The 19,103-nt window shown below is 46.0% G+C and carries 20 protein-coding genes and 2 riboswitches; of the genes, 14 read left to right on the top strand and 6 right to left on the bottom strand.

The annotated features are described in order from the left end of the window. Positions 1-44: 44 nt before the first annotated feature. Positions 45-494, bottom strand: a complete 450-nt coding sequence (locus QUA53_RS03825; RefSeq protein WP_333095347.1) for a hypothetical protein — start codon at positions 492-494, stop codon at positions 45-47. A 97-nt stretch (positions 495-591) separates the two neighbouring features. Between QUA53_RS03825 and QUA53_RS03820 the strand changes: the two genes are divergently transcribed. Genes QUA53_RS03820 through QUA53_RS03810 form a run of 3 tightly spaced genes read left to right on the top strand, consistent with a single transcriptional unit; the run spans position 592 to position 3,444 of the window. Next, positions 592-918 (top strand): hypothetical protein, encoded by a 327-nt coding sequence (locus tag QUA53_RS03820; protein WP_333095349.1) that lies wholly within the window; start codon positions 592-594, stop codon positions 916-918. A 15-nt stretch (positions 919-933) separates the two neighbouring features. Continuing rightward, positions 934-3,066 (top strand): pentapeptide repeat-containing protein, encoded by a 2,133-nt coding sequence (locus QUA53_RS03815; protein WP_333095350.1) that lies wholly within the window; start codon positions 934-936, stop codon positions 3,064-3,066. Positions 3,067-3,123: 57 nt separating this feature from the next. Beyond that, the gene (locus QUA53_RS03810) at positions 3,124-3,444 is read left to right on the top strand and encodes a DUF2834 domain-containing protein (protein WP_333095351.1); all 321 of its coding nucleotides are present in this window, start codon (positions 3,124-3,126) and stop codon (positions 3,442-3,444) included. Between the two features lie 422 nt (positions 3,445-3,866). Here QUA53_RS03810 and QUA53_RS03805 read toward each other — a convergent pair whose 3' ends face one another. Both QUA53_RS03805 and QUA53_RS03800 read right to left on the bottom strand, forming a co-directional pair. Further along, positions 3,867-5,441 carry an FAD-dependent oxidoreductase gene (locus QUA53_RS03805; protein ID WP_333248682.1) on the bottom strand — a complete coding sequence of 525 codons (1,575 nt, stop codon included), beginning with the start codon at positions 5,439-5,441 and terminating at the stop codon, positions 3,867-3,869. A 248-nt stretch (positions 5,442-5,689) separates the two neighbouring features. Continuing rightward, positions 5,690-6,430: a Uma2 family endonuclease gene (locus QUA53_RS03800; protein WP_333095353.1), complete on the bottom strand. Its 741-nt coding sequence runs from the start codon at positions 6,428-6,430 to the stop codon at positions 5,690-5,692. A 174-nt stretch (positions 6,431-6,604) separates the two neighbouring features. Continuing rightward, positions 6,605-6,751, top strand: a riboswitch (cobalamin riboswitch). A 61-nt stretch (positions 6,752-6,812) separates the two neighbouring features. Here QUA53_RS03800 and QUA53_RS03795 point away from each other — a divergent pair. The 8 genes from QUA53_RS03795 (at position 6,813) to QUA53_RS03760 (ending at position 13,904) form a co-directional block, all read left to right on the top strand. Further along, entirely contained in the window at positions 6,813-7,532 is a 720-nt protein-coding gene (locus tag QUA53_RS03795) for an energy-coupling factor ABC transporter permease (RefSeq protein ID WP_333047166.1), read from the top strand. A gap of 3 nt (positions 7,533-7,535) precedes the next feature. Beyond that, positions 7,536-7,868, top strand: coding sequence for an energy-coupling factor ABC transporter substrate-binding protein (locus QUA53_RS03790; protein WP_333095355.1), 333 nt, complete (start codon positions 7,536-7,538; stop codon positions 7,866-7,868). Next, positions 7,865-8,665, top strand: a complete 801-nt coding sequence (cbiQ, locus tag QUA53_RS03785; RefSeq protein WP_333095357.1) for a cobalt ECF transporter T component CbiQ — start codon at positions 7,865-7,867, stop codon at positions 8,663-8,665. The genes QUA53_RS03790 and cbiQ overlap by 4 nt, the downstream gene beginning before the upstream one ends. Positions 8,666-8,963: 298 nt before the next feature. Then, the gene (locus tag QUA53_RS03780) at positions 8,964-10,388 is read left to right on the top strand and encodes an ABC transporter substrate-binding protein (RefSeq protein WP_333095359.1); all 1,425 of its coding nucleotides are present in this window, start codon (positions 8,964-8,966) and stop codon (positions 10,386-10,388) included. 217 nt (positions 10,389-10,605) lie between these two features. Then, the gene (locus tag QUA53_RS03775; protein ID WP_333095361.1) at positions 10,606-11,187 is read left to right on the top strand and encodes a Uma2 family endonuclease; all 582 of its coding nucleotides are present in this window, start codon (positions 10,606-10,608) and stop codon (positions 11,185-11,187) included. Positions 11,188-11,225: 38 nt separating this feature from the next. Continuing rightward, positions 11,226-11,370, top strand: a riboswitch (cobalamin riboswitch). 156 nt (positions 11,371-11,526) lie between these two features. Further along, the gene (locus QUA53_RS03770; protein WP_333095363.1) at positions 11,527-11,967 is read left to right on the top strand and encodes a hypothetical protein; all 441 of its coding nucleotides are present in this window, start codon (positions 11,527-11,529) and stop codon (positions 11,965-11,967) included. A gap of 19 nt (positions 11,968-11,986) precedes the next feature. After that, positions 11,987-12,853 carry a methyltransferase domain-containing protein gene (locus tag QUA53_RS03765; RefSeq protein ID WP_333095365.1) on the top strand — a complete coding sequence of 289 codons (867 nt, stop codon included), beginning with the start codon at positions 11,987-11,989 and terminating at the stop codon, positions 12,851-12,853. 202 nt (positions 12,854-13,055) lie between these two features. Then, positions 13,056-13,904: an ABC transporter ATP-binding protein gene (locus QUA53_RS03760; protein ID WP_333095368.1), complete on the top strand. Its 849-nt coding sequence runs from the start codon at positions 13,056-13,058 to the stop codon at positions 13,902-13,904. A gap of 156 nt (positions 13,905-14,060) precedes the next feature. Here the strand turns inward: QUA53_RS03760 and QUA53_RS03755 are convergent, their stop codons facing one another. After that, positions 14,061-14,762, bottom strand: coding sequence for a diacylglycerol/polyprenol kinase family protein (locus tag QUA53_RS03755; RefSeq protein ID WP_333095370.1), 702 nt, complete (start codon positions 14,760-14,762; stop codon positions 14,061-14,063). A gap of 206 nt (positions 14,763-14,968) precedes the next feature. Here QUA53_RS03755 and QUA53_RS03750 point away from each other — a divergent pair, with 206 nt between their 5' ends. Then, on the top strand, positions 14,969-15,250 hold the full coding sequence (locus tag QUA53_RS03750; protein WP_333084020.1) for an antibiotic biosynthesis monooxygenase: 282 nt from the start codon (positions 14,969-14,971) through the stop codon (positions 15,248-15,250). A 53-nt stretch (positions 15,251-15,303) separates the two neighbouring features. After that, positions 15,304-15,810 (top strand): DinB family protein, encoded by a 507-nt coding sequence (locus tag QUA53_RS03745; RefSeq protein ID WP_333095372.1) that lies wholly within the window; start codon positions 15,304-15,306, stop codon positions 15,808-15,810. 232 nt (positions 15,811-16,042) lie between these two features. Here the strand turns inward: QUA53_RS03745 and QUA53_RS03740 are convergent, their stop codons facing one another. Together QUA53_RS03740 and QUA53_RS03735 are read right to left on the bottom strand one after the other, a co-directional pair. After that, positions 16,043-16,999 (bottom strand): glycosyltransferase, encoded by a 957-nt coding sequence (locus QUA53_RS03740; protein WP_333095425.1) that lies wholly within the window; start codon positions 16,997-16,999, stop codon positions 16,043-16,045. Between the two features lie 186 nt (positions 17,000-17,185). Then, entirely contained in the window at positions 17,186-17,656 is a 471-nt protein-coding gene (locus QUA53_RS03735) for a tetratricopeptide repeat protein (protein WP_333095374.1), read from the bottom strand. Positions 17,657-17,732: 76 nt separating this feature from the next. Between QUA53_RS03735 and QUA53_RS03730 the strand changes: the two genes are divergently transcribed. Beyond that, positions 17,733-19,076 carry a glycosyltransferase family 4 protein gene (locus QUA53_RS03730; protein WP_333095375.1) on the top strand — a complete coding sequence of 448 codons (1,344 nt, stop codon included), beginning with the start codon at positions 17,733-17,735 and terminating at the stop codon, positions 19,074-19,076. Positions 19,077-19,103: the final 27 nt, after the last annotated feature.

The following is a 19,103-nucleotide window of genomic DNA, read 5'->3' as shown; positions in this document are numbered from 1 at the left end:
AAAAGCCATTTTCTCACAGCCAGCCTCCTAATTCCCTTGTATTTTTAATTTCGCTTTTGGGAAATAGAGAGAGAGTAAGGGTGTTGACCTTGAGCTCGATCGCCCACAAAAATAACATAAGTCCCCTTGTCCCCATAACCGGAAAATTCTACATTGCCCGCAGCAGCATTCGCCGGCAGCACGCAGAAACGCCCCCTCGGCCCCTGAATCATCAAACTCGGAGCTCCAGCGGTTTGTACTGCAATCCGCCAGTAAGGCAAATCCTGCGTTACTTCGATGACGTGGTTCGGTCCTTGGGAGACAAAACCGCAGTCGCCACTATTGTTCGGGCCGCCGGAAACTCCAGAAACTCCCAGCGGTTCGGGAAATCCCGGAGCAATTTGTAGCGGTTGGCTCCGAAGGGCACCGGCATCCGCTAAAATCATTGCCAAGGCTAGGGTCACAATCGGGCTAAACCACAGTTTGCCGTGATCGCCCGGATAATTGATCTTCATATTTCCTCACACAATGACATTTGGTTCTAGTTCTTTGACGGTAGGGGATAATGGCGGTTCCAAACACATTAATCTAAAATAACTTCCGAATTTTTTTATGAATCCTCAAAATAACTTCAATTGGCAGCAAGCGTTCGGAGAACTAAAAGCTAAAGTAGAACGATCGCCGCTCATCACACAAAATTCAGACAGCTATCAAGCCGTCGGAACCTTATACAATCAATTACTGCACAAGTTTCAAAGACTCCCCAAACCGGGGCAGGTGGCAGCCTTTGCCGTCGGAGGGATAATTGTCCTGACAGTCTTCAATAGCGTCGTACAGCTAATTTCATCGCTGATGACTCTTGCCGTTCTGGGAGTGCTAATCTACATAGCGTATAAATTGGCAATTTCCCCCCAGTCTTCAAATACTAACGACAAATAATAGGAATTTCTAAATATGGCTAACCCCACCGCGCCCAGCGGGATCAATCAACCCGATCCGTCTTGGCAAACACAATCCAAGCAAATGCCACTGCTGGTTCGCAGGTGCGGCGCTTGGGCAGTCGAAATTTCGTTAATAGCGGCCAGCGCCCTCGTTCCCTTCAGTATCGGGGCATTGGTCAACAAGGAAACTGAAACCGTGCCGCTCAATTCCTCAGTAGCAGCAGCATCCGAAACCGTCGCCCGTACCTTGGGCATACCCGTGCGCGATCGCAGCCCCAGAGTCGCACCCCTAACTAATCTATTCTGGTCAGGGGCGCTGCTGGCACCGGCAGTTTTAGCGGGGTGGCAACTGTTTTTGCTCGCCAGAACCGGTCAAACTATGCCCAAACGCTGGTTCGGGGTCAAAGTTGTCACAGCGTCGGGTACTCCTCCGGGTTTTGGGCCAGTGCTAATTCGCGAAACTTTAGGGCGCTGGGGAGTGCCTCTGGGCGTCGCTTACGGCATTTGGCGCTTGAGCGGTGCGTTTCCAGATTTGCTGATTTTAGGGGGGCTGAGCGGCTTGGCAGTGCTCGCAGACGGGGCGGTTGCGTGGCGTTACAAACGGCAAGCGGGACACGATCGCCTAGCCAATACTTTGGTGGTCAACGCTCGATCGAATCAACTGTCTGACAATCCTGTCAAGAGTCCTGATTGGACTGAGGAAGACGCGCAGATTGCGGCTTTGGTTGTGACTCCACAAAGCGGCCTGAAAACAAATGCCAGTTTGTGGAATTGGATGCGCCAACACCCAGGCACAACTTTAGTAATAGTTACCGTCTGCAGCGCGGGATTGATTTTAACTTTGTTTGTCGGCACTCTCATCTACACTCAAAGTCAAGCAAATATGCGGGATTCCCGGCAGCGGAACGACGAATTATTTGTGGCTTTAGTTAGCAAATTGTCTCCCACATCGGCTAGCGGGGCATCGGGCAGGCGATCGGCTATTTTGGCTTTGGGGGCGGTGGAAGACTCCCGCGCCGTACCGCTGCTAGCGGATTTGCTAGCTCAAGAAGACAACCGCGCCATGCTGGACGCGATCCAGCAAGCTTTAGTCAGTAGCGGGCCGAAAGCTTTGCCTGATTTGCAGCGATTGAATCAGGCCCTCAGCAACGACCTCGATTCCCTGCGGTTTGGCGGCAAGGCCCCGGAACGCGAGTTAGCGGCCGCCCGCCAGCGAACAGTACAAAGGGCGATCGGCAAAATTCTCACAGTGTATAGCAGCCAACTCAACGGCGCGGATCTGAGCCGCACGGATTTAGCTCAAAGTCCTGCCGGCCCGTCTCAGTTTACTTTAGTTTTAAACAAAGTTGACTTGTCAGGAATTAAACTGAAAAATGCCAATTTAACCAATGCCAGCTTGCAGGGAGCTCGCTTTTACGGCACCGGCGAAGACAGGCGTCCTGGTACATTTGACGATTGGATTTCTGACTTGAGCGGCGCTAATTTGGAAGGAGTAAATTTGGTCGGGGCGTCTTTGAACAGTGCTGTAATGAACCGGACTACTTTTGTGCGCGCTGTCATGAACAAAGCTAATTTGTCAAACGGCAATTTGAATGCAGCTAATTTCAGCAGTGCTATTTTAATTGGAGCCAATTTACAGGAAGCACTGTTAAAAAATGCAAGTTTTACCGGGGCAGATATAGGAAGCGCGAATTTGTCGGGAGCGGATTTATCGGGTGCGCGTTTGGGCAAAGTGAAGGCTCAAGGCTCTCAGTTGTCCTTGACAAATTTGTCTAAATCGGAATGGCAAGGTGCTGATTTGTCCGGTGCTGATTTGAGCGGCGCAAACTTACAAAATGCCGATTTGACTTCGACTAAACTCGCCAACGTGAATTTTAAAGATGCTCGGTTGCAAGATGCGAATTTTCGGAATGCGGAGGTGAGTTCGGTTGATTTTAGGGGCGCGAATTTAGCGGGAGCGAATTTTAAAGGCGCTGTGTTTCAGGGGAAAACAGCTTCGGATCAATTTATTCAAAATCCGACTGGTAGTAAATCCGGTAGATTCCTAGGAGTTGATTTTGGGGAGGTTAAGAATTTAGATAAAAGTCAAATTGCTTACATTTGTTTGCAGGGGGGGATTCATCCGAAGTGCCCGCAGAAGAAGTAAGGATTGGTTGTTAGCGAGTAGGCTAATAAAGTTGAGCAAAGAACAGGTAGGGTAATTATGAGCGTTAAGCGAATCATTTATCTCCTCCTAGCAATTCTGGGGCTTGTGCTGCCTTGGTACTATAACTTGCAGTTTTTTAGCAATGCTGGCTTGCTCGACTTTGTAAACGAGAGTTCGGCTAATCTTGCTGCGAAATCTGTAAGTTTAGATTTGTTTATCGCAACTGTAGCAGAAAGCACTTGGATGTACGCTGAGTCAAAACGATTGGATATAAGTTTTGTAGGTCTGTACATAATTCTGGGTTTGCTTGTTTCGTTTTCATGTGCTTTCCCGCTTTTCTTGTTTGGGCGCGAAACCAAGCTGGAAACATCAAGTTAAGTCTCAAGTTGAATAGTTGTTTAACCGGTTAGTGCCGCGCAGCACAATAATTCGGTGCAGGCGATCGAGGTATTATATAATTTCCGGTAAAATCACCGTTATAGGTTTGTAGTGACGACGGAAGTGTTCAGAATTTTATGAGGATTAAAGTCCTCACTACAAACCAACGTGATGGTTGTCGTTCGAGGTAGCATAATACTAATAGCAATTTCACTCATTTTTTGCTAAAAACTTGTGGCTTGATTTTCGTTCCACCTGCCCAATTTACTACTGCATGGTTTATTAAAATTGCTATTATATCGTTTCCGGTTGTATCGGTATTTTTCAAAGGTTCAAACAGTCCGTTGTCGCGAAACCATAATTTTAGTCAACAGTCAACAGCCAACAGTCAACAATCATGAGGACTGCAACCGGAATTTATATTACGCAATAGCATCCGAACTGGCAAGAGTCTCGAATTGCGCCAATAACATTGCCTCACCATTATTTGGAGTTCCAAAAATTTTAGGTAACTGACCTGTTTGGGCGAGAACTTGTCTCACTTCTCGGTTAGATACATCGGCTAGATTTTTGTTATTTAGAATGGCATTAACCGCAGCGATACCCACACCTTGACCAACTGCAGCGTTGAATTCCACAATTCTGCCGACAGAACAAGCAAACCCTTCAAATCCAGAACAGGGACTGACCACTGCCAGGTTAGGAACGTTTTTAATTAATGCGTGGCGGATGCCAATATTAAAGATAGGGTGTTTAAAACTCAGAGTTTTAAACCATCCTAGACCATTGGCTTTATCGCGAATACCCCGGATGCCTCCCCGTACATCAAAATGATAGCTAAATGTTGCCAGTGCCTCATTAGCAGGTACGCCACCTAAGAGCATTTGGGCGCCAGTTAAAGGTTCTACAACTCCCGTCACATTGCCGACGTGTCTGATATAAAGTTCTGAGGCATAAGTAACAGAAGTAGCGCCCAAACTCCTCAGCCAAGTTGTAACAAATAACATCTCTCTTTGCATATTAGCTGTGGGCTTGCTCCCGCTTCTAGCTAAGGCTTCCGCTTCGCTGGCGGTGACGGCAAATAAAAGTGCATTCCACGAAAGTCTATCATTTGGAAGTATGGCTATATTTCCCTCATCTAAAATTGTGCCGCTTTCAGAAAAAGATAGTTTTACTCCTCTAAAGGAGTGGTAAGCTACAGACAGAGCCGGCGAGCGTACATCGATGTAATCGTTACCCGCCCACAGAGTTTTGAGATTTCCTTGGGTGTCGATCATTTCCCGCCGGAGTTCTTCTGCTAGTTTGGCATCCTTGTCGGCTGCGTAAAGCAAAAATTTTTGACTCTCTGCATCGGCCCGGTTTGTGAAGCGTTTTAGATAAATATAATCGAATTCTTTCAGTGCTCTTGCACTGAGTCCTTGGGTTTCAAAAACGAGGGTGACTGGAAGTTCTGAGTTAGGCAGACCCAATGTTTCAAATCCCTTCAGCTTTCTTACACCGGCAGCTTGAGCTAATTCGGCATTGACAGTGGCATCAATAAATTGCTTGCCGGCATAAACTACGCCTTGAGAGGTGGTTATACTGGCAATTTTTTGACCTTCTTTAGTAACTGATTTAATTTCTACTTTGCTGAGGAGATCTGCCCCAGCTTGTACCAGCATTTCTTTCAGCGCTGCACTGGCTTTGCGGGGGTCAAGTGCAATTGCCTTAACGCCGGATTTTTGTAAAAATTCTTTATAGATTGTCGCCGGTGAACCAAAGGTATCTAACTTTAAAGATTGTTGAAGTTCTTCACTAATCTGACTTCTATCTAAATAAGCAAGACCGCCTCTTACCAAATGCCCGCCAATTCCTTCTTGCAAGCTTGCTTTCGACATCAGTAGAATTCGCGGATAACGCTTTGTTCGGCGCAGATATTCTCTGGAGGCAGAGATAACAGCTAGAACTCCTGGAACTTCATCACCAAAACAGATGATATCGTAAGAACGCAGATCCATGACCATTATTTAATAACCTCTGTTGATTTTAATTTTTTGGAGCTGCATCTCAATGTTTGCCGTCAAACTCTCTGTTTTTCCAAACTCTAGCTCGCTGTTTCCTGATTTTTGCGATAAATATTCACACATTCCTGGATGCAGCAACCCGGTTTTTTCCTGAAAATCTTTCGTTGAGGACGATCGATCTCGGTTGCAAAACCCGGTTTCTGAGCGTCTGGAGTCGGTCAGTCTGGTACTCTTGATTGCCATCAGCTCAAATTATCAGGATCTATCCCCAACTCCCGCAATCGCTGAGCTAGTCGATCGGAACGTTCAGCCAGTCGATCGGCGCGCTGCGATTCCTGTTGGGCGCGCTGCGATTCCTGTTGAGCGCGCTGCGCTGATTCTTTCACCTGTTCTTCAGGAGTCAGATAACGTTTTCCATCGGCATCATACCAATACAACCACTCCCTTGTCACCCCAGAATAACTTCCCCTTTCACAACCAATCCCCAAGCCAATTTCAGGCATCCAAACAGGATTTCCTGGCTGTAATTCATACTTTCCATTGACTAACTTGTGTACTTCTAAACGGGGTTTACGACGGCGGCGGGAAGAATAAATGACGTAATAAAGTACGCCTAAAGCTTGATATTCCTCCAACTTTGTGCTGTATTCCTTGCGATAAGTTGGGGAAACTACTTCCAACACAAAAGTCGGCAAAACATTTTCATCCCACAGCACGTAACTGGGACGCAATTCTTCATCATAAAACCTTTCTACACCTAAACTCAAGAAAGCATCGGGCACAATGGCAGGTTTATCCGGGTGATGATAAATACCCATATCTATGCCAAAAAACCAGTCCATGCGTTCTGCCCAAAGTATGAGCAATATTGCTTTTAACAAGCCTGGTATTAATTCTTGCAGTTCGTTATCCACAGGCGTTTCATCTGAGTCTGGTAGTTCATCGGCTGAGGGCCAGTGCCTCGGAAATTTGTAATCTAACATGGCGGCTTTCCTCAAAACTCATTAATATTATACCGTTGATTTGTTGAGCGATAGTATCTATTGAACCAACCGCGAAGACGCGAAGCAAAAGAAGAGAATATGATAGGGAATTTTGACTTAGTTAATCTGAATAAATTTTTGTAAAATATTTGCTGCGACTTACACGATCGACTAAACTATGTCTAACCAGTCGGTTCTAATGGGGAGCAGCCGTTAGAGGAAACGGGGAAAGTTCGGTGCAAGGCCGGCGCTGTCCCGCAACTGTAATGAGAGTCATGTCGCTTTCTGAGTCAGGATGCCCGCCGATGTGTTAATTTACATAGTCTCATCTGCGAGGTTCAGCGTGAAGACCAGAAATCGGAAATTGGTCAGCTTGGGATTGATGGCTGGCTTGAGTTGTTATATTGTCCTGGGTTCGGCAACGCCCGCCGCAGCTATGCACATTTCGGAAGGTTTTTTGCCTGTGCAGTGGGCTGCATTTTGGTGGATGGTGGCGCTGCCTTTTTTTGCAGTAGGTTTGCGATCGATTACTCGGATTACAAAAGAACACCCGGAACTTAAACTATTGCTTGCTTTGGCGGGTGCGTTTACTTTTGTGCTTTCTGCTTTAAAAATTCCCTCGGTAACGGGCAGTTGTTCTCACCCGACGGGTACTGGTTTGGGCGCAATTTTGTTCGGCCCTTCGGTGATGGCTGTATTGGGGGCTTTAGTCCTGCTGTTTCAAACGTTACTGTTAGCGCATGGTGGCTTGACAACGCTGGGAGCGAATATGTTTTCGATGGCGATTGTCGGCCCTTTCGCTGCCTATTTTATCTATCAATTGCTGTTGCGAACTGGTAGCCAGCGGGCGGCAATTTTTTGTGCGGCAGCTTTGGCAGATTTGCTGACTTATGTAACGACTTCGATTCAATTAGCATTAGCTTTTCCGGCAGCCAGTGGCGGTTTTATGGCTTCGTTTCTCAAGTTTGCTGGCATCTTTGCTATCACTCAAGTACCCCTAGCCATCAGTGAGGGGTTGCTGACTCTATTGGTTTGGAATTGGCTGCATTCTTACGGGAAGCCGGAGTTGGAAACTTTGAAATTATTGAGACAGGAGTCATAAACTGTGAATCAAAAGCCTACAAAAAATCAGCAATCTACTTCGCGGCTAAATTTACTGTTGGCTGGCGCTGTGATTGTTCTGGCAGCGTTTCCTCTCGTTTTTGTGCGGGGTGAATATGGCGGTGCCGATGACCAAGCTAAGAAAGCAATTACGGAAATTCAACCGGGTTATAAACCTTGGTTCAATCATTTGTTTGAGCCGGCTAGCAGCGAAATTTCCAGTCTATTGTTTGCGTCTCAAGCGGCGATGGGGGCTGGCGTAGTTGGGTACGTCATTGGGTTGTATAAAGGCCGATCGCAATCTCGGCAGCAGTCTGATAATAAATCGTCGGAATGAACCATCAGATCGATAGTCTGGCTTATACAAATCGCTTGCGGGGGTTGCCGCCATCTCACAAGTTATCCTTTGCGATCGCCCTTTTAATTCTGTCTCTCGTTTCTGGGGCGATGGTCCAATTGTCGATCGCCCTTTGGTTGGCCGTCTGGATCGTGGTCTATGCGGGTATTCCGGGAAAACTCTATTTGCGGTTGCTGTCGCTACCGTTGATGTTTTTGCTGACAAGTTTGCCTGCTTTGGCGCTAGGTGCGGTTGCGGGCGATCGTATCCCTGCAATTGGGTGGGATATTTGGCAAGGTTGGGGCATTAGCATCAGCACTTTTTATCTGTATGTGAGTCGCACCGGCATATACCAAGTGAGCTTGCTATTTGCCCGCGCCTTCGCATCGACAAGCTGTATGTATTTCATCCTCTTGACGGTTCCATTTACCGAAATTTTGCACATTCTCAGACAATTACGCTGTCCAGAGTTGGTCACAGAACTGCTATTACTAATGTATCGGTTTATTTTTAGCTTATTGGCGATCGCCGATGAACTTTGGATTGCTCAAAACTCGCGTTGTGGCTACCGCACTTGGAAGCTGGGAATGCACAGTTTAGGTATTTTAATCGGGCAATTGCTTCAGCGAACTTTGGAAAACTACCGTCAAGTATCGCTGAGTTTAGCGTCGCGCGGCTTTAATGGAGAATTGCGCGTTTGGAATTCTTACCCTTATAAACCTTCGCGAAGATATACATTTGAAGCTTTGTTTGGTTGCACGGTTTTAAGTTTGTTAAGTGTCGTATTTCACCGCTAAATTTATTGTTGGGACTTAGCATGGGGGCCCAGAAACCGGGTTTTTTACGAAAATACTTCGTTAGAGAATCGCAGATTCAGTAGAAAACCCGGTTTCCGATCGCCGGTGCGTCCAGGAATATTGTTGATAGTTCTCGTATTCTCGTTAGTTTAGAGGGCCGGATTTGAATAAGGGCGATCGCACTTCCTGCAACAGCTATTACAAATATGACTTTTATGAACTTAATTAATGAATTATATGAATTGACATGAACAGTAGTTGAATCAATAATTACAGTATCAAAATACATAAAAAAGTCATGTATCAAGATACTAACAAAAGAAACAGCCCGCCGCCCATTGTTTTTATTATTGCCATCGGCTTAATTGGGTTGGGCGCATACAAGTTCCTTCCCGGTTTATTGAATGCCAAAAATTCAAATACACCTCCATCGAAATCGACATCTACATCTACATCTGCCCCCATCGCATCGGGAGCGATCGCCAACCGTATCAGTTTAGGAAATCAGATATTGGTGACATCCCAAACAACACCTGACAAACAAGCAGGAGTTCAAGCTTTTGCTGAGGGAAATTACCAAGCTGCCACCCAATATTTTCAGAAATCGCTGCAACAAAATCGCAACGACCCAGAAACCATTATCTATTTGAATAATGCCCGATCCAGCACGGGTTCTTCCTTGAAAATTGCTGTCAGCGTCCCCATTGGTAGCAACCCCAATGTCGCCCAAGAAATCCTTCGAGGTGTTGCCCAAGCTCAGGATGAAATCAATACTAGCGGTGGCATCAATGGCGCAAAACTGCAAGTAGAAATTGTCAACGATGACAACAGTCCAGAAGTGGTCAGAGAATCTGCAAAAACATTGACCAAAGATCCGACTATACTAGCAGTAATTGGACACAATGCTAGCAACGCATCTCTCGAAGCTGCTCCGATATATCAGCAAGAACAACTGGTAATGGTGACACCGACGAGCTTTGCCAATAATCTCTCAGGATTTGGCAGCTACATATTTCGCACAGTCCCCAATATTAGCGTAATGGCAGCTCCCTTAGCCGAATATGTAGTTAAAACAGAACGCCAAACTAATATTGCGGTTTGTTATGACTCCCAAGCACCGGATAACATATCCTTTAAAGATGAATTTGTGGCATCTCTTACTGCTGCTGGAGGCAAATTAGTTCCCACTGTTTGCGACTTTTCATTACCCTCTTTTAATCCCGACAATGCCCTGGCAGATGCTGTCAGCAAAGGTGCACAAGGATTGATGGTAGCACCCCACATCGATCGCATTGACCGTGCGATTTCTCTGGCTCGCAGCAATCGAGGCAAATTGCGACTCTACGGCAGCACTACGCTCTACACCTTTCAAACTTTAAAAGACGGACAAAAAGACGTTAACGGGCTTGTTTTGCCCGTTCCCTGGCATCCTGAAACTAATCCCGGTAGCCGTTTCCCAGAAAATGCCCGCCAGCGTTGGGGAGGCATTGTGAATTGGCGAACAGCAACGAGTTTTGATGCGACTCAAGCTGTCATCGCTGGCTTGCGGCAAAGCAATACGCGGGAAGGGTTGCAACAAGCACTCAGAAATGCGAGTTTTTCGGCAGCAGGATCGAGCGAGGATGTGAAGTTTTTGCCCACGGGCGATCGGGCTGGTAAGCCGATTTTAGTACAAGTTAAACAAGGAGGAAGCACTGGCTATAACTTTGTCCCGCTGCGGTAACTTTGTTAAGTGCGATCGCACTCACATCTTGCACATTCTCAATCAGTCTTTCAGGGGCGGGCTCTCCTGCCCAAACCCTACTCCCCCCAATAAAATTCCCTCTTTGTGGAACAGGCATCTTGCCTGTTTCTTAGCATGATTAAAATCTAATTTTCTGTTGAATTAGCCAAATTTTTAATATAAAATGAAATGAGTAGATGAAAGGAGAGCGTTGTGTATGATGATCGCGCCAGTTGAAACCAAAACCTACACGGCTGAGGAATATCTAGAATTGGAAATCAATTCTCAGGAGCGGCATGAATTCATCAATGGGGAGATTGCTCTGATGGCTGGCGGCACACCGGCTCACAATGAAATTACCACTAATTTAGTTGTTGCGCTGAAACTGGCATTAAAAGGGAAACCATATCGGACTTTTAGTTCGGATCAGCGGCTTTGGGTTCCGCAGCTTAATAATTATACTTACCCGGATGTGATGGTGGTAGCGCGCCCGATAGAGCTGCAATCTGGACGGACGGATACAATTACTAATCCGCTGCTCATTGCTGAGGTGCTATCTAAAGATACTAAAGCTTATGACCGCGATGAAAAGTTTGCTGCTTATCGCACTATTCCTAGTTTTCAGGAATATTTATTAATCAATCAATATCGGCTACAGGTGGAGCAATATTCTAAAACTGATGCGAATAAGTGGATTTTTTCGGAATATAGCTGTATGGGCGATCGGCTGACATTAACCTCTATTCCTGCGGAAATTTCGCTGGCAGATTTGTATGAAAATATTGACTTTGGTGAATAGGCGGACGGTTTTTTGTCAAATGTTCCAAATAGTGGTAATATTCCCGTATATCGATCGGCTCTGATGGAGAACAGCCATCAGACGTAAGGGGGAAAGTTCGGTGCGAATCCGGCGCTGTCCCGCAACTGTAATGAGATCGTTGGATCTCTGAGTCAGGATGCCCGCCGATTTGTTTACCTGTTGTTTTTCATCTGCGAGGTATAGATGATGGTGAGTTTATTATTTTTTTTATTATTGGATTGGGGTTTTTTAACCGCAGATATGAGCAGATAAACACACATGGAAGCTGATGTAATTCGCTCTGGGTTCTGAAGCGTATATTATTTTAATGAAAAAGAAATGCGAATCGAAGATAGTGTTTGGCAGGGTAGTTTTGGCTACTGGCAAAACTTGTTTATTCATCAGAATATTTTGTCGATCGGACATACTGCTTGGAATGGCTTTTTGCATCGAGGACGAGGCTTGGTTGCTTGCAAAATCAATACTCCCATTAACGGCTCGGTGAATTGGAGCGTAGATACTATAAAGTACGATCTGCACTTTATTTCCGACTTGGAGGCAACCGTTTATTTGCAACAACTAGAAATAGAGCAAAATACTGTTTCAAATCTGCTCCAAATCATTGCTAGCTACGAACCCAAGGAAGCAATTATATTTTTGTCGATCGCCAACGGTCAGATTGATATCAATTTGTTGCAAAACTTGGCAATTTCTCCTGTTGAGTGCTATGAACAAGTATGCAAGCGCTGGGAAGAATTTCAACTCTGCCCTAAATCCTAAAACTTACTAAATTTTCCGAATGCCGCAGCCAAAATCAATCGAAATTTCCAAGGTAACTCGCTACCAAAATGCAGCGCTTAATTACTATTTGGGCCTGACAGATTCGCCCTACCTTCACTACGGCTATTGGGAAACCCTACCTGTGCCCGCTGACGAACTAACGATCGCACGATTGCGCCTGGCTCAGCAAGCTTATACTGTAAAACTGTTGGATGCGATCCCCAAAGGCACTCATACGATACTCGATGTGGGCTGCGGGATTGGCGGAAATGCGGCTTATTTGCTCGATCGAGGTTTTGCAGTGGAAGGGCTCGCACCCGATCCGTTTCAACAGCAGCGCTTTCTTAAGTGTACGGGCGATCGGGCAATCTTCCACCTCACGAGGTTTGAAGACTTCAAAGCAACCCATTTCTACGATCTTATTCTCTTTAGCGAAAGTAGCCAGTATATGTCGGCTGTTGATATTGCTAACGGTGCCGCCAAAATCCTCAATCAGGGCGGTTACGTTTTGCTGGCCGATATGCTGCGATCTAATGCTAATTATAAAGAGGGAATGTTCTCTAATTGTCATGTTGTTACGGAACTTCATGCAGCATTAAAGCAGGCTGGATTCACTTTAGTAAAAACTGAGGATATTTCCGCCCATATTTTGCCAACAATCGATTTGTATGTCGATACTTTCCGCAGGTATGGACTGAATACGATGATCTATGTTGCAGATTTAATTGCGATAACAGTTCCGCCCGTCCACAAATTCCTGCGCTGGATATTTCGCCGCTGGTTCAAGAAGTTGGTGGTTGAAGGATTGGAAGCGGGCCAACTTTTTGAGAAACATCTCTGTTATGAAATGCAACTTTGGCAGTTGTCAAAATCTGATCGAGGCTGACACAAATATAGCAATCCTAAATCATTTGTGAATTTTTTACTTCCTCCCCTTGATAAGGGGAGGGTTGGGGTGGGGTAAAAAGTTGACGACTCCTGCAAGGATTGCTATACAATGGAAATCGGTAATCGGTAATTGGAGGCATAGCCTCCGGGTATTTATTCTCAGGCAGAGCCTGGGAACAAGGCTATAAAAAATAACGAATATGTCTGAATGGATTCTCGAATTCGATCGCACTTCCTACTCCTATCCCTGCGGTTCGCGAGTGGCAATTCAGGGTTTAAATCTCAAAGTCCCCGCTGGGAAACGGTGCGGGCTGATCGGTCAAAATGGCTGCGGCAAAACTACCTTTTTTTTGTTAGCAAATGGCTTATATCAACCGCAACAGGGAATCATTAGCTGGCAAGGTGAACCCTTTCGCTACGATCGCAAATCCTTGATGCAACTGCGCCAACAAATCGGACTCGTCTTTCAAAATCCCGAACATCAATTAGTAGCTTCGACGGTAGAAGAAGATATTTCCTATGGATTGTACAATTTAGGCTTAAGAGAATCCGAAATTGCTCAACAGGTGCAGGAGGCGATCGAGCAATTCGATCTCAGCGAACTCGCCCGCGAACCAATTCACAATCTCAGTTTGGGCCAGAAAAAGCGGGTTTCCATAGCCGATATCATGGTTCTGGAGCCCAAACTGCTGCTGTTAGATGAACCTACCGCTTATCTCGATCCGCGTCACACCCGACAACTGATCGGTTTACTTCAACAAATTCACAGCGCTGGAACCACCATCCTTTTAGCAAGTCACGACCTCGATTTCATCTACCGCTGGGCTGATTGGGTGTTTGTAATGGATCGAGGACAACTGATTTTAGAAGGAACACCGGGAACCGTTTTTGCTCAGCGGGATGTGTTGGAACAATTGCAGCTTGGTGTACCGCTGGCGATCGAGCTTATGGAGCAAATCAGAGGGATGTTTCCAACAGACGATCGCTCAAAAATGCCCACTTTCGAGCAATGGCAACAACAAATTTTACAAGCACGTCGGCTGCTTTAACGAGACTTAGACAATTGATAATTGGCGTTGCTGATTCACGGTATGAATCACCTTTGATCGAAAGTTACAAAACTCACCCTCAAGCAGGTTTATAGCAATTGCAAAATCTTGAATTCATACTTTTATCCAGCAACGCCCCCCGTGGGGAAGTTCAAATTACACATTACCAATCATCAAAAATTGATTTAGGAAAAAGGCGAGCGCCCCACTGCCGATCGGCACAGTCAGATTGTCAATTCCCAGCTTGGAAACCGACTCCAAAGTAGCAGCAACTAAAGCTACAACAGCAGACACAGCCCAAGTTTGCCAAACTGCGCCTTGAACCGCCAGCAACATCAAACTGCTAACAGCAAAACTCACCAAATACATAGTTGCAGAACCTTCCCAACTTTTCTGCATTCCCCAAACTCGATAAATATGTTTGCCGTATTTCTGGCCGATGACAGCAGCCAATCCGTCGCCCCAAGTCATTACTAAAATGCCCAAAGCAGCGTATTCCTGATGTTGCAGCGGCCAAAACCAAGCCACGAGAACGCTGATACTAACAGCATAGAAAAAAGTCCCCAAACTCTTCCGGTTGATACTGTTAAGACTGGGTAAAATCGGAACTTGGTAAGAAATTAGGGCGATCGCACCTGCTAAAATTCCCGCCGAAATCCCCACCCAACCGGGTATTTCCAGCCACCACGCCAGCAAAATCACATTTCCAGTACCGATGTGTACCACCTTCCGCGATACTTCAGGATCGACAGAAGTAAAGCGATTTAACCCTTCAGCTACCAGTAAAATCAAACCCAACCAGACTCCCACGAGGGAAATTTGCAACCACACAGTCGGAATTTCAGAAAATATAGACACGATATTTAGGAAAAACTTATTTACATCAGGCACTGTTTACTACTTTAGTGGAAAGCGCGATCGCTCTGTTCGGTGTTGGGAAGATTTTCAACCGTCGCTACGGTATAATTTACCCGCTCTCCTGTGGTCGGTTTTGGAGACAAGGTGAGTTAGTCTAATAAAATTATTCGTTTGAAGTTTTGAGAGGCTCAGAGAATCTGATTACTATGCAGTATGTCTTAATTATTCATGAAGTAGAAAATTATGAAGCTTGGAAACAGGTATTCGATCGTGCTGAAAGCATCCGAAAAGAAGCTGGCGAGCGCTCCTATCAGGTCTTGAAGTATGACAACGATCCGAACAAAATTGTTCATTTCTCCGCGTGGACATCAATCGCAGATGCTAGGGCGTTTTTTGAGTCGCCTAGACTGGTTAAAATTAGAGAAGAAGCCGGAGTTAAAGCTCCTGAGTTTATTTATCTAGACCAATTAGAGTCAGGAGTATTGTGAAAGACCTATTTGTATAATGTAAGTTGTTCAAACTATGTGATTGTGTTTTGAGTATGTACGACGGTAGCTACTACCAGCTAATGGCTGAGTACAATTGCTGGATGAATCAAAATCTATATTCGGTCTGCTCGGCAATTCCTGATGAACAGCGCAAACAGGATATGGGTGCCTTTTTTAAGTCGATTCATGGCACTTTGAATCACTTACTGTATGGTGACAAAGCATGGATGGGGCGTTTCACTCTTCACCCATTTTCTGTTACCGCTATCGGTCAAGAACTTTATGCTGACTTTGAGGTTTTGAGAGCAGAACGGGAGACAACGGATCGGCAAATTATAGAATGGTCTACACACCTTAATTCTGACTGGTTGAGTCAACCGTTTGAGTACACCAGCAATGTAGATGGTAAATGCCGCGTCCTACCGACTTGGGTTCTGGTGACACATATGTTCAATCATCAAACTCACCATAGAGGGCAAATTACCACACTACTCAAACAACTTGGCTACGACCCAGGCGTTACAGATATTCCGTGGCTACCCGCTATATCAATCGGATAATTTCTGCTTGTAAAGCGACACGCCAGAAGACTCGGCGGTTAAAACCTCGTCTACACTTACCTCTCGTCCCAGCAGAGGGGGACTGAAGAAAATCAAGAATTTAAACCTGTTTCGGTGGGTTTTGTCTGTATAAACGTGATTTTAACCCCCGACTTTTCAACCCTTGCTTTGTGAGTTTTGTGTGTATAGACGCGGTTTCAACCGCCGCGTATTCTGTAGAAATCCTACGCCTTCACAACTCCCCTTTTACCAACTCCCGCACCGCAGCAAAAGCCCTCCTCCGCCACTCGACGGGCAGCAGCGACAATCCCAAACCCGCCCACATTTTCGCCTCAGAAACAGACTTTCCAGCCCGTACCATCAGGCGCCCTTTTTCAGTTTCGCCCACCTCAATCAGCCGCAAACCTAGCGCTAATTGAGTTTCGGCAATCCTTTTGAGCCTGACTGTTTCCAACTTCTCGGAATCAAACTCGTAGCCGATCAAATAGCGTAATTTATCGCTTAAATACGGAATTGCCCGATCGACTCCTTGCTGTCCTGTATGAACTCGATACTCCATCAACAGCTCCGGCAAGTAATAGCACTTTTTGCCAGCAATCGCAAGTCTCACAAACAAATCGTTATCTTCGCAATTTTGCAAATTCGGCCGCAGAAATCCTACTTCTTCCAGGGCGCGGCGGCGAAACAAAGTTGCCCCTATTTGCAAACTTTGTCTCAGAAAAACTGTGGAAAGCAAATCTTCAATAATTCCAGCCGACAACTCGGTGCGGCCCCACCGCTGCGAATTGAGTTTCGTCTGGTTTTCGTCAATATAATTGTTAATGTCGATCACCCAGTGATCTGTACTGACAAAATCGATGCTGGGGTCTTTATCTAAAATAGCAGATGTGCGCTCTAGAAATTGCGCGCTCAGGCGATCGTCATCGTCAAACTTGATAAAATACTCACCCCTTGCTGCGGCAAAGCCCGATCGCATATTATTACTCTTGCCGATATTCTGCGGGTGGCGAATGTAGCGAATCCCGCGATCGACAAATTCCGACATAAACAGAGGAGTGCTGTCGGTAGAACCGTCATCACAGATAATTAATTCAAAATCTGTATAAGTTTGATCTAGCACGCTGGCGATCGCACAAGCCAGCAGATGCACTCGATTGCAAGTAGGAATGCAAACGCTAATTTTCGGCACTAACTTAGACAATTTGAGATTTGAGATTTAAGATTGCAAAAAAATCCTGAAACCATTGATTTTCTTCCTTCTTCCTTCTTCCTAAATTTTCTTCCTTCTTCCTTCTTCCTGACATCGGTTACATCCGTTACATCCCGTACATTGCTCGTTGCCGAACTTTCTTCTTCCTTCACTCCACAGTTAATTTTAAGTCAAACGAGCCGTACATTCGAGAATTAACTTTTGATTCACCAAAGCAAAAGGCTGAATTTCCAAAGCGCGACGAAAAGCTTGAATAGCATTTATGTATTCTCCCAAGGCAGCGTAGCACAAACCTAGACCGTGCAACGCCCCAAAATGCACCGGGTTCAGTTTGAGGACGATTTGGCAGTCGTCGATCGACTTTTTATAATTTCCTTGGGTATAGTGAAGTACGGCGCGCCGGTTCCAAGCTTCAGCAAAATCCGGCGCTTCCGCAATCAGTTTCGTCAGCAAATCCAAAGCGTGGTGAACATCGCCTGCATCTAACGAAACTTGCGATCGCCTGAGAATTTGCATCCCATAGTCACCCTTCTGGTTAAACCAAGTGCGCCAGAGTTCTGTAGTTGCCCGATCGCGCACGATTTCGTCGGACTTTTTCAAGTCTTCGAGCAGCGCCTTAACAGATAATTCGTCCATAGGTGCGAAGATTGTTAAAAAGATTTTATCAATCAATCTTATCGCGCAATCGGCAACTTTATTTATCCCACATCCCATGAAGATTTTGATGCTTTCCTCGACTTTTCCTTATCCGCCAAGTCGCGGAGGAACTCAGGTAAGGACGTTTAATTTATTGCAATACTTGAGCCGGCGGCATGATGTAATTCTCGGCACTGTACGATCGCCCGATGTCACCGATGCACAAATCGACACATTGCGCCAGCAAGTTGGAGAATTGGCAGTTTTTCCCCATCCGCAGACACCCCCCCAACCCCCCCTTGCTAAGGGGGGGCTAAGACTCCACCAGGAGACTGAGGAAAGATTTTTACCTCCCCCCCTTAATAAGGGGGGGACTGAGGGGGGGTTCTCTAAAATAATAGGAAAATTCCACAGATTCGGTCGATTTTTGTTGTCCGGGACGCCTCCGAACGTACTCTCCAGCTACTCCCAAGCAATGCAGAATTGGGCAGACGAATTGGTAACAGCAGGCAAATGCGATGCTGTCACCTGCGAACACAGCGTTAATGAGATTTACGTGCGTCCCGAATGGCGGCAAAAATTGCTGACAGTGGCAAACATTCACAGTTCCGTTTGGGGAACTTGCAGGGAAATGTTAGCAACCGGCACCTCGGAAAAACCCCTGCGCGATCGACTAAATTTACCGCTACTCGCCCGCTACGAAAAACGCTACTGTTCCAAATTCTCCCGCATTGTTGCGACAACATCCACAGACAGAGAGCAACTCCTAGAATTGCTGTCGCCTCCGGTTCGGGTGCGAGGAAAACAAGATTTTTTTGTACCTCCCATTGATGTAATTCCTAACGGCGTGGATTTAACTCAATTTCCGTATCGGTCGATCGATCCGGGAGGACACACCTTAATTTTTGCAGGCGCAATGAACAATTTGCCCAATATTGACGCGGCGCGGTTTCTGAGTTTGCAAATACTGCCGCCTTTGCAGCAGCGCTATCCCGATGCTACCCTCACCTTAGTAGGGGCATCGCCAGTCCCGGAAGTGCTCGCCTTGGGGGAACTTCCCGGAATTCAAGTAGTAGGCCGGGTGCAAAGGGTGGCAGAATATTTGCATCAAGCTGCTGTTTGTGTGGTGCCGATGCGGATAGGTTTTGGGATTAAAAATAAAACTTTGGAGGCGATGGCTGCGGGAACCCCCGTGGTTGCCAGCGATCGAGGTTTGGAGGGTTTAGCCGTCGATGGCGGCCCACAACCGAGAAGGGCCTTGCGGGCGAACAAAGTTCAGGAGTACGTTGAGGCGATCGCCAGTTTGTTTGAAAATCAGCAGCTAAGACAAGAGATCTCTGTCAGCGCTCGATCCCTCGTGGAAAGCCAATACACTTGGGATATCATAGGTCGGCAGTACGATCGGCTATTGCAATTTTAAACTCTAAATTCTAAAATCTAAATTCTA

Origin of the sequence: Microcoleus sp. Pol12B3, assembly GCF_036701355.1 — a bacterium.
Lineage (GTDB): Bacteria > Cyanobacteriota > Cyanobacteriia > Cyanobacteriales > Microcoleaceae > Microcoleus.
The sequence above is the reverse complement of the archived record's forward strand: the minus strand, read 5'-3'. Positions and strand labels throughout refer to the sequence as shown.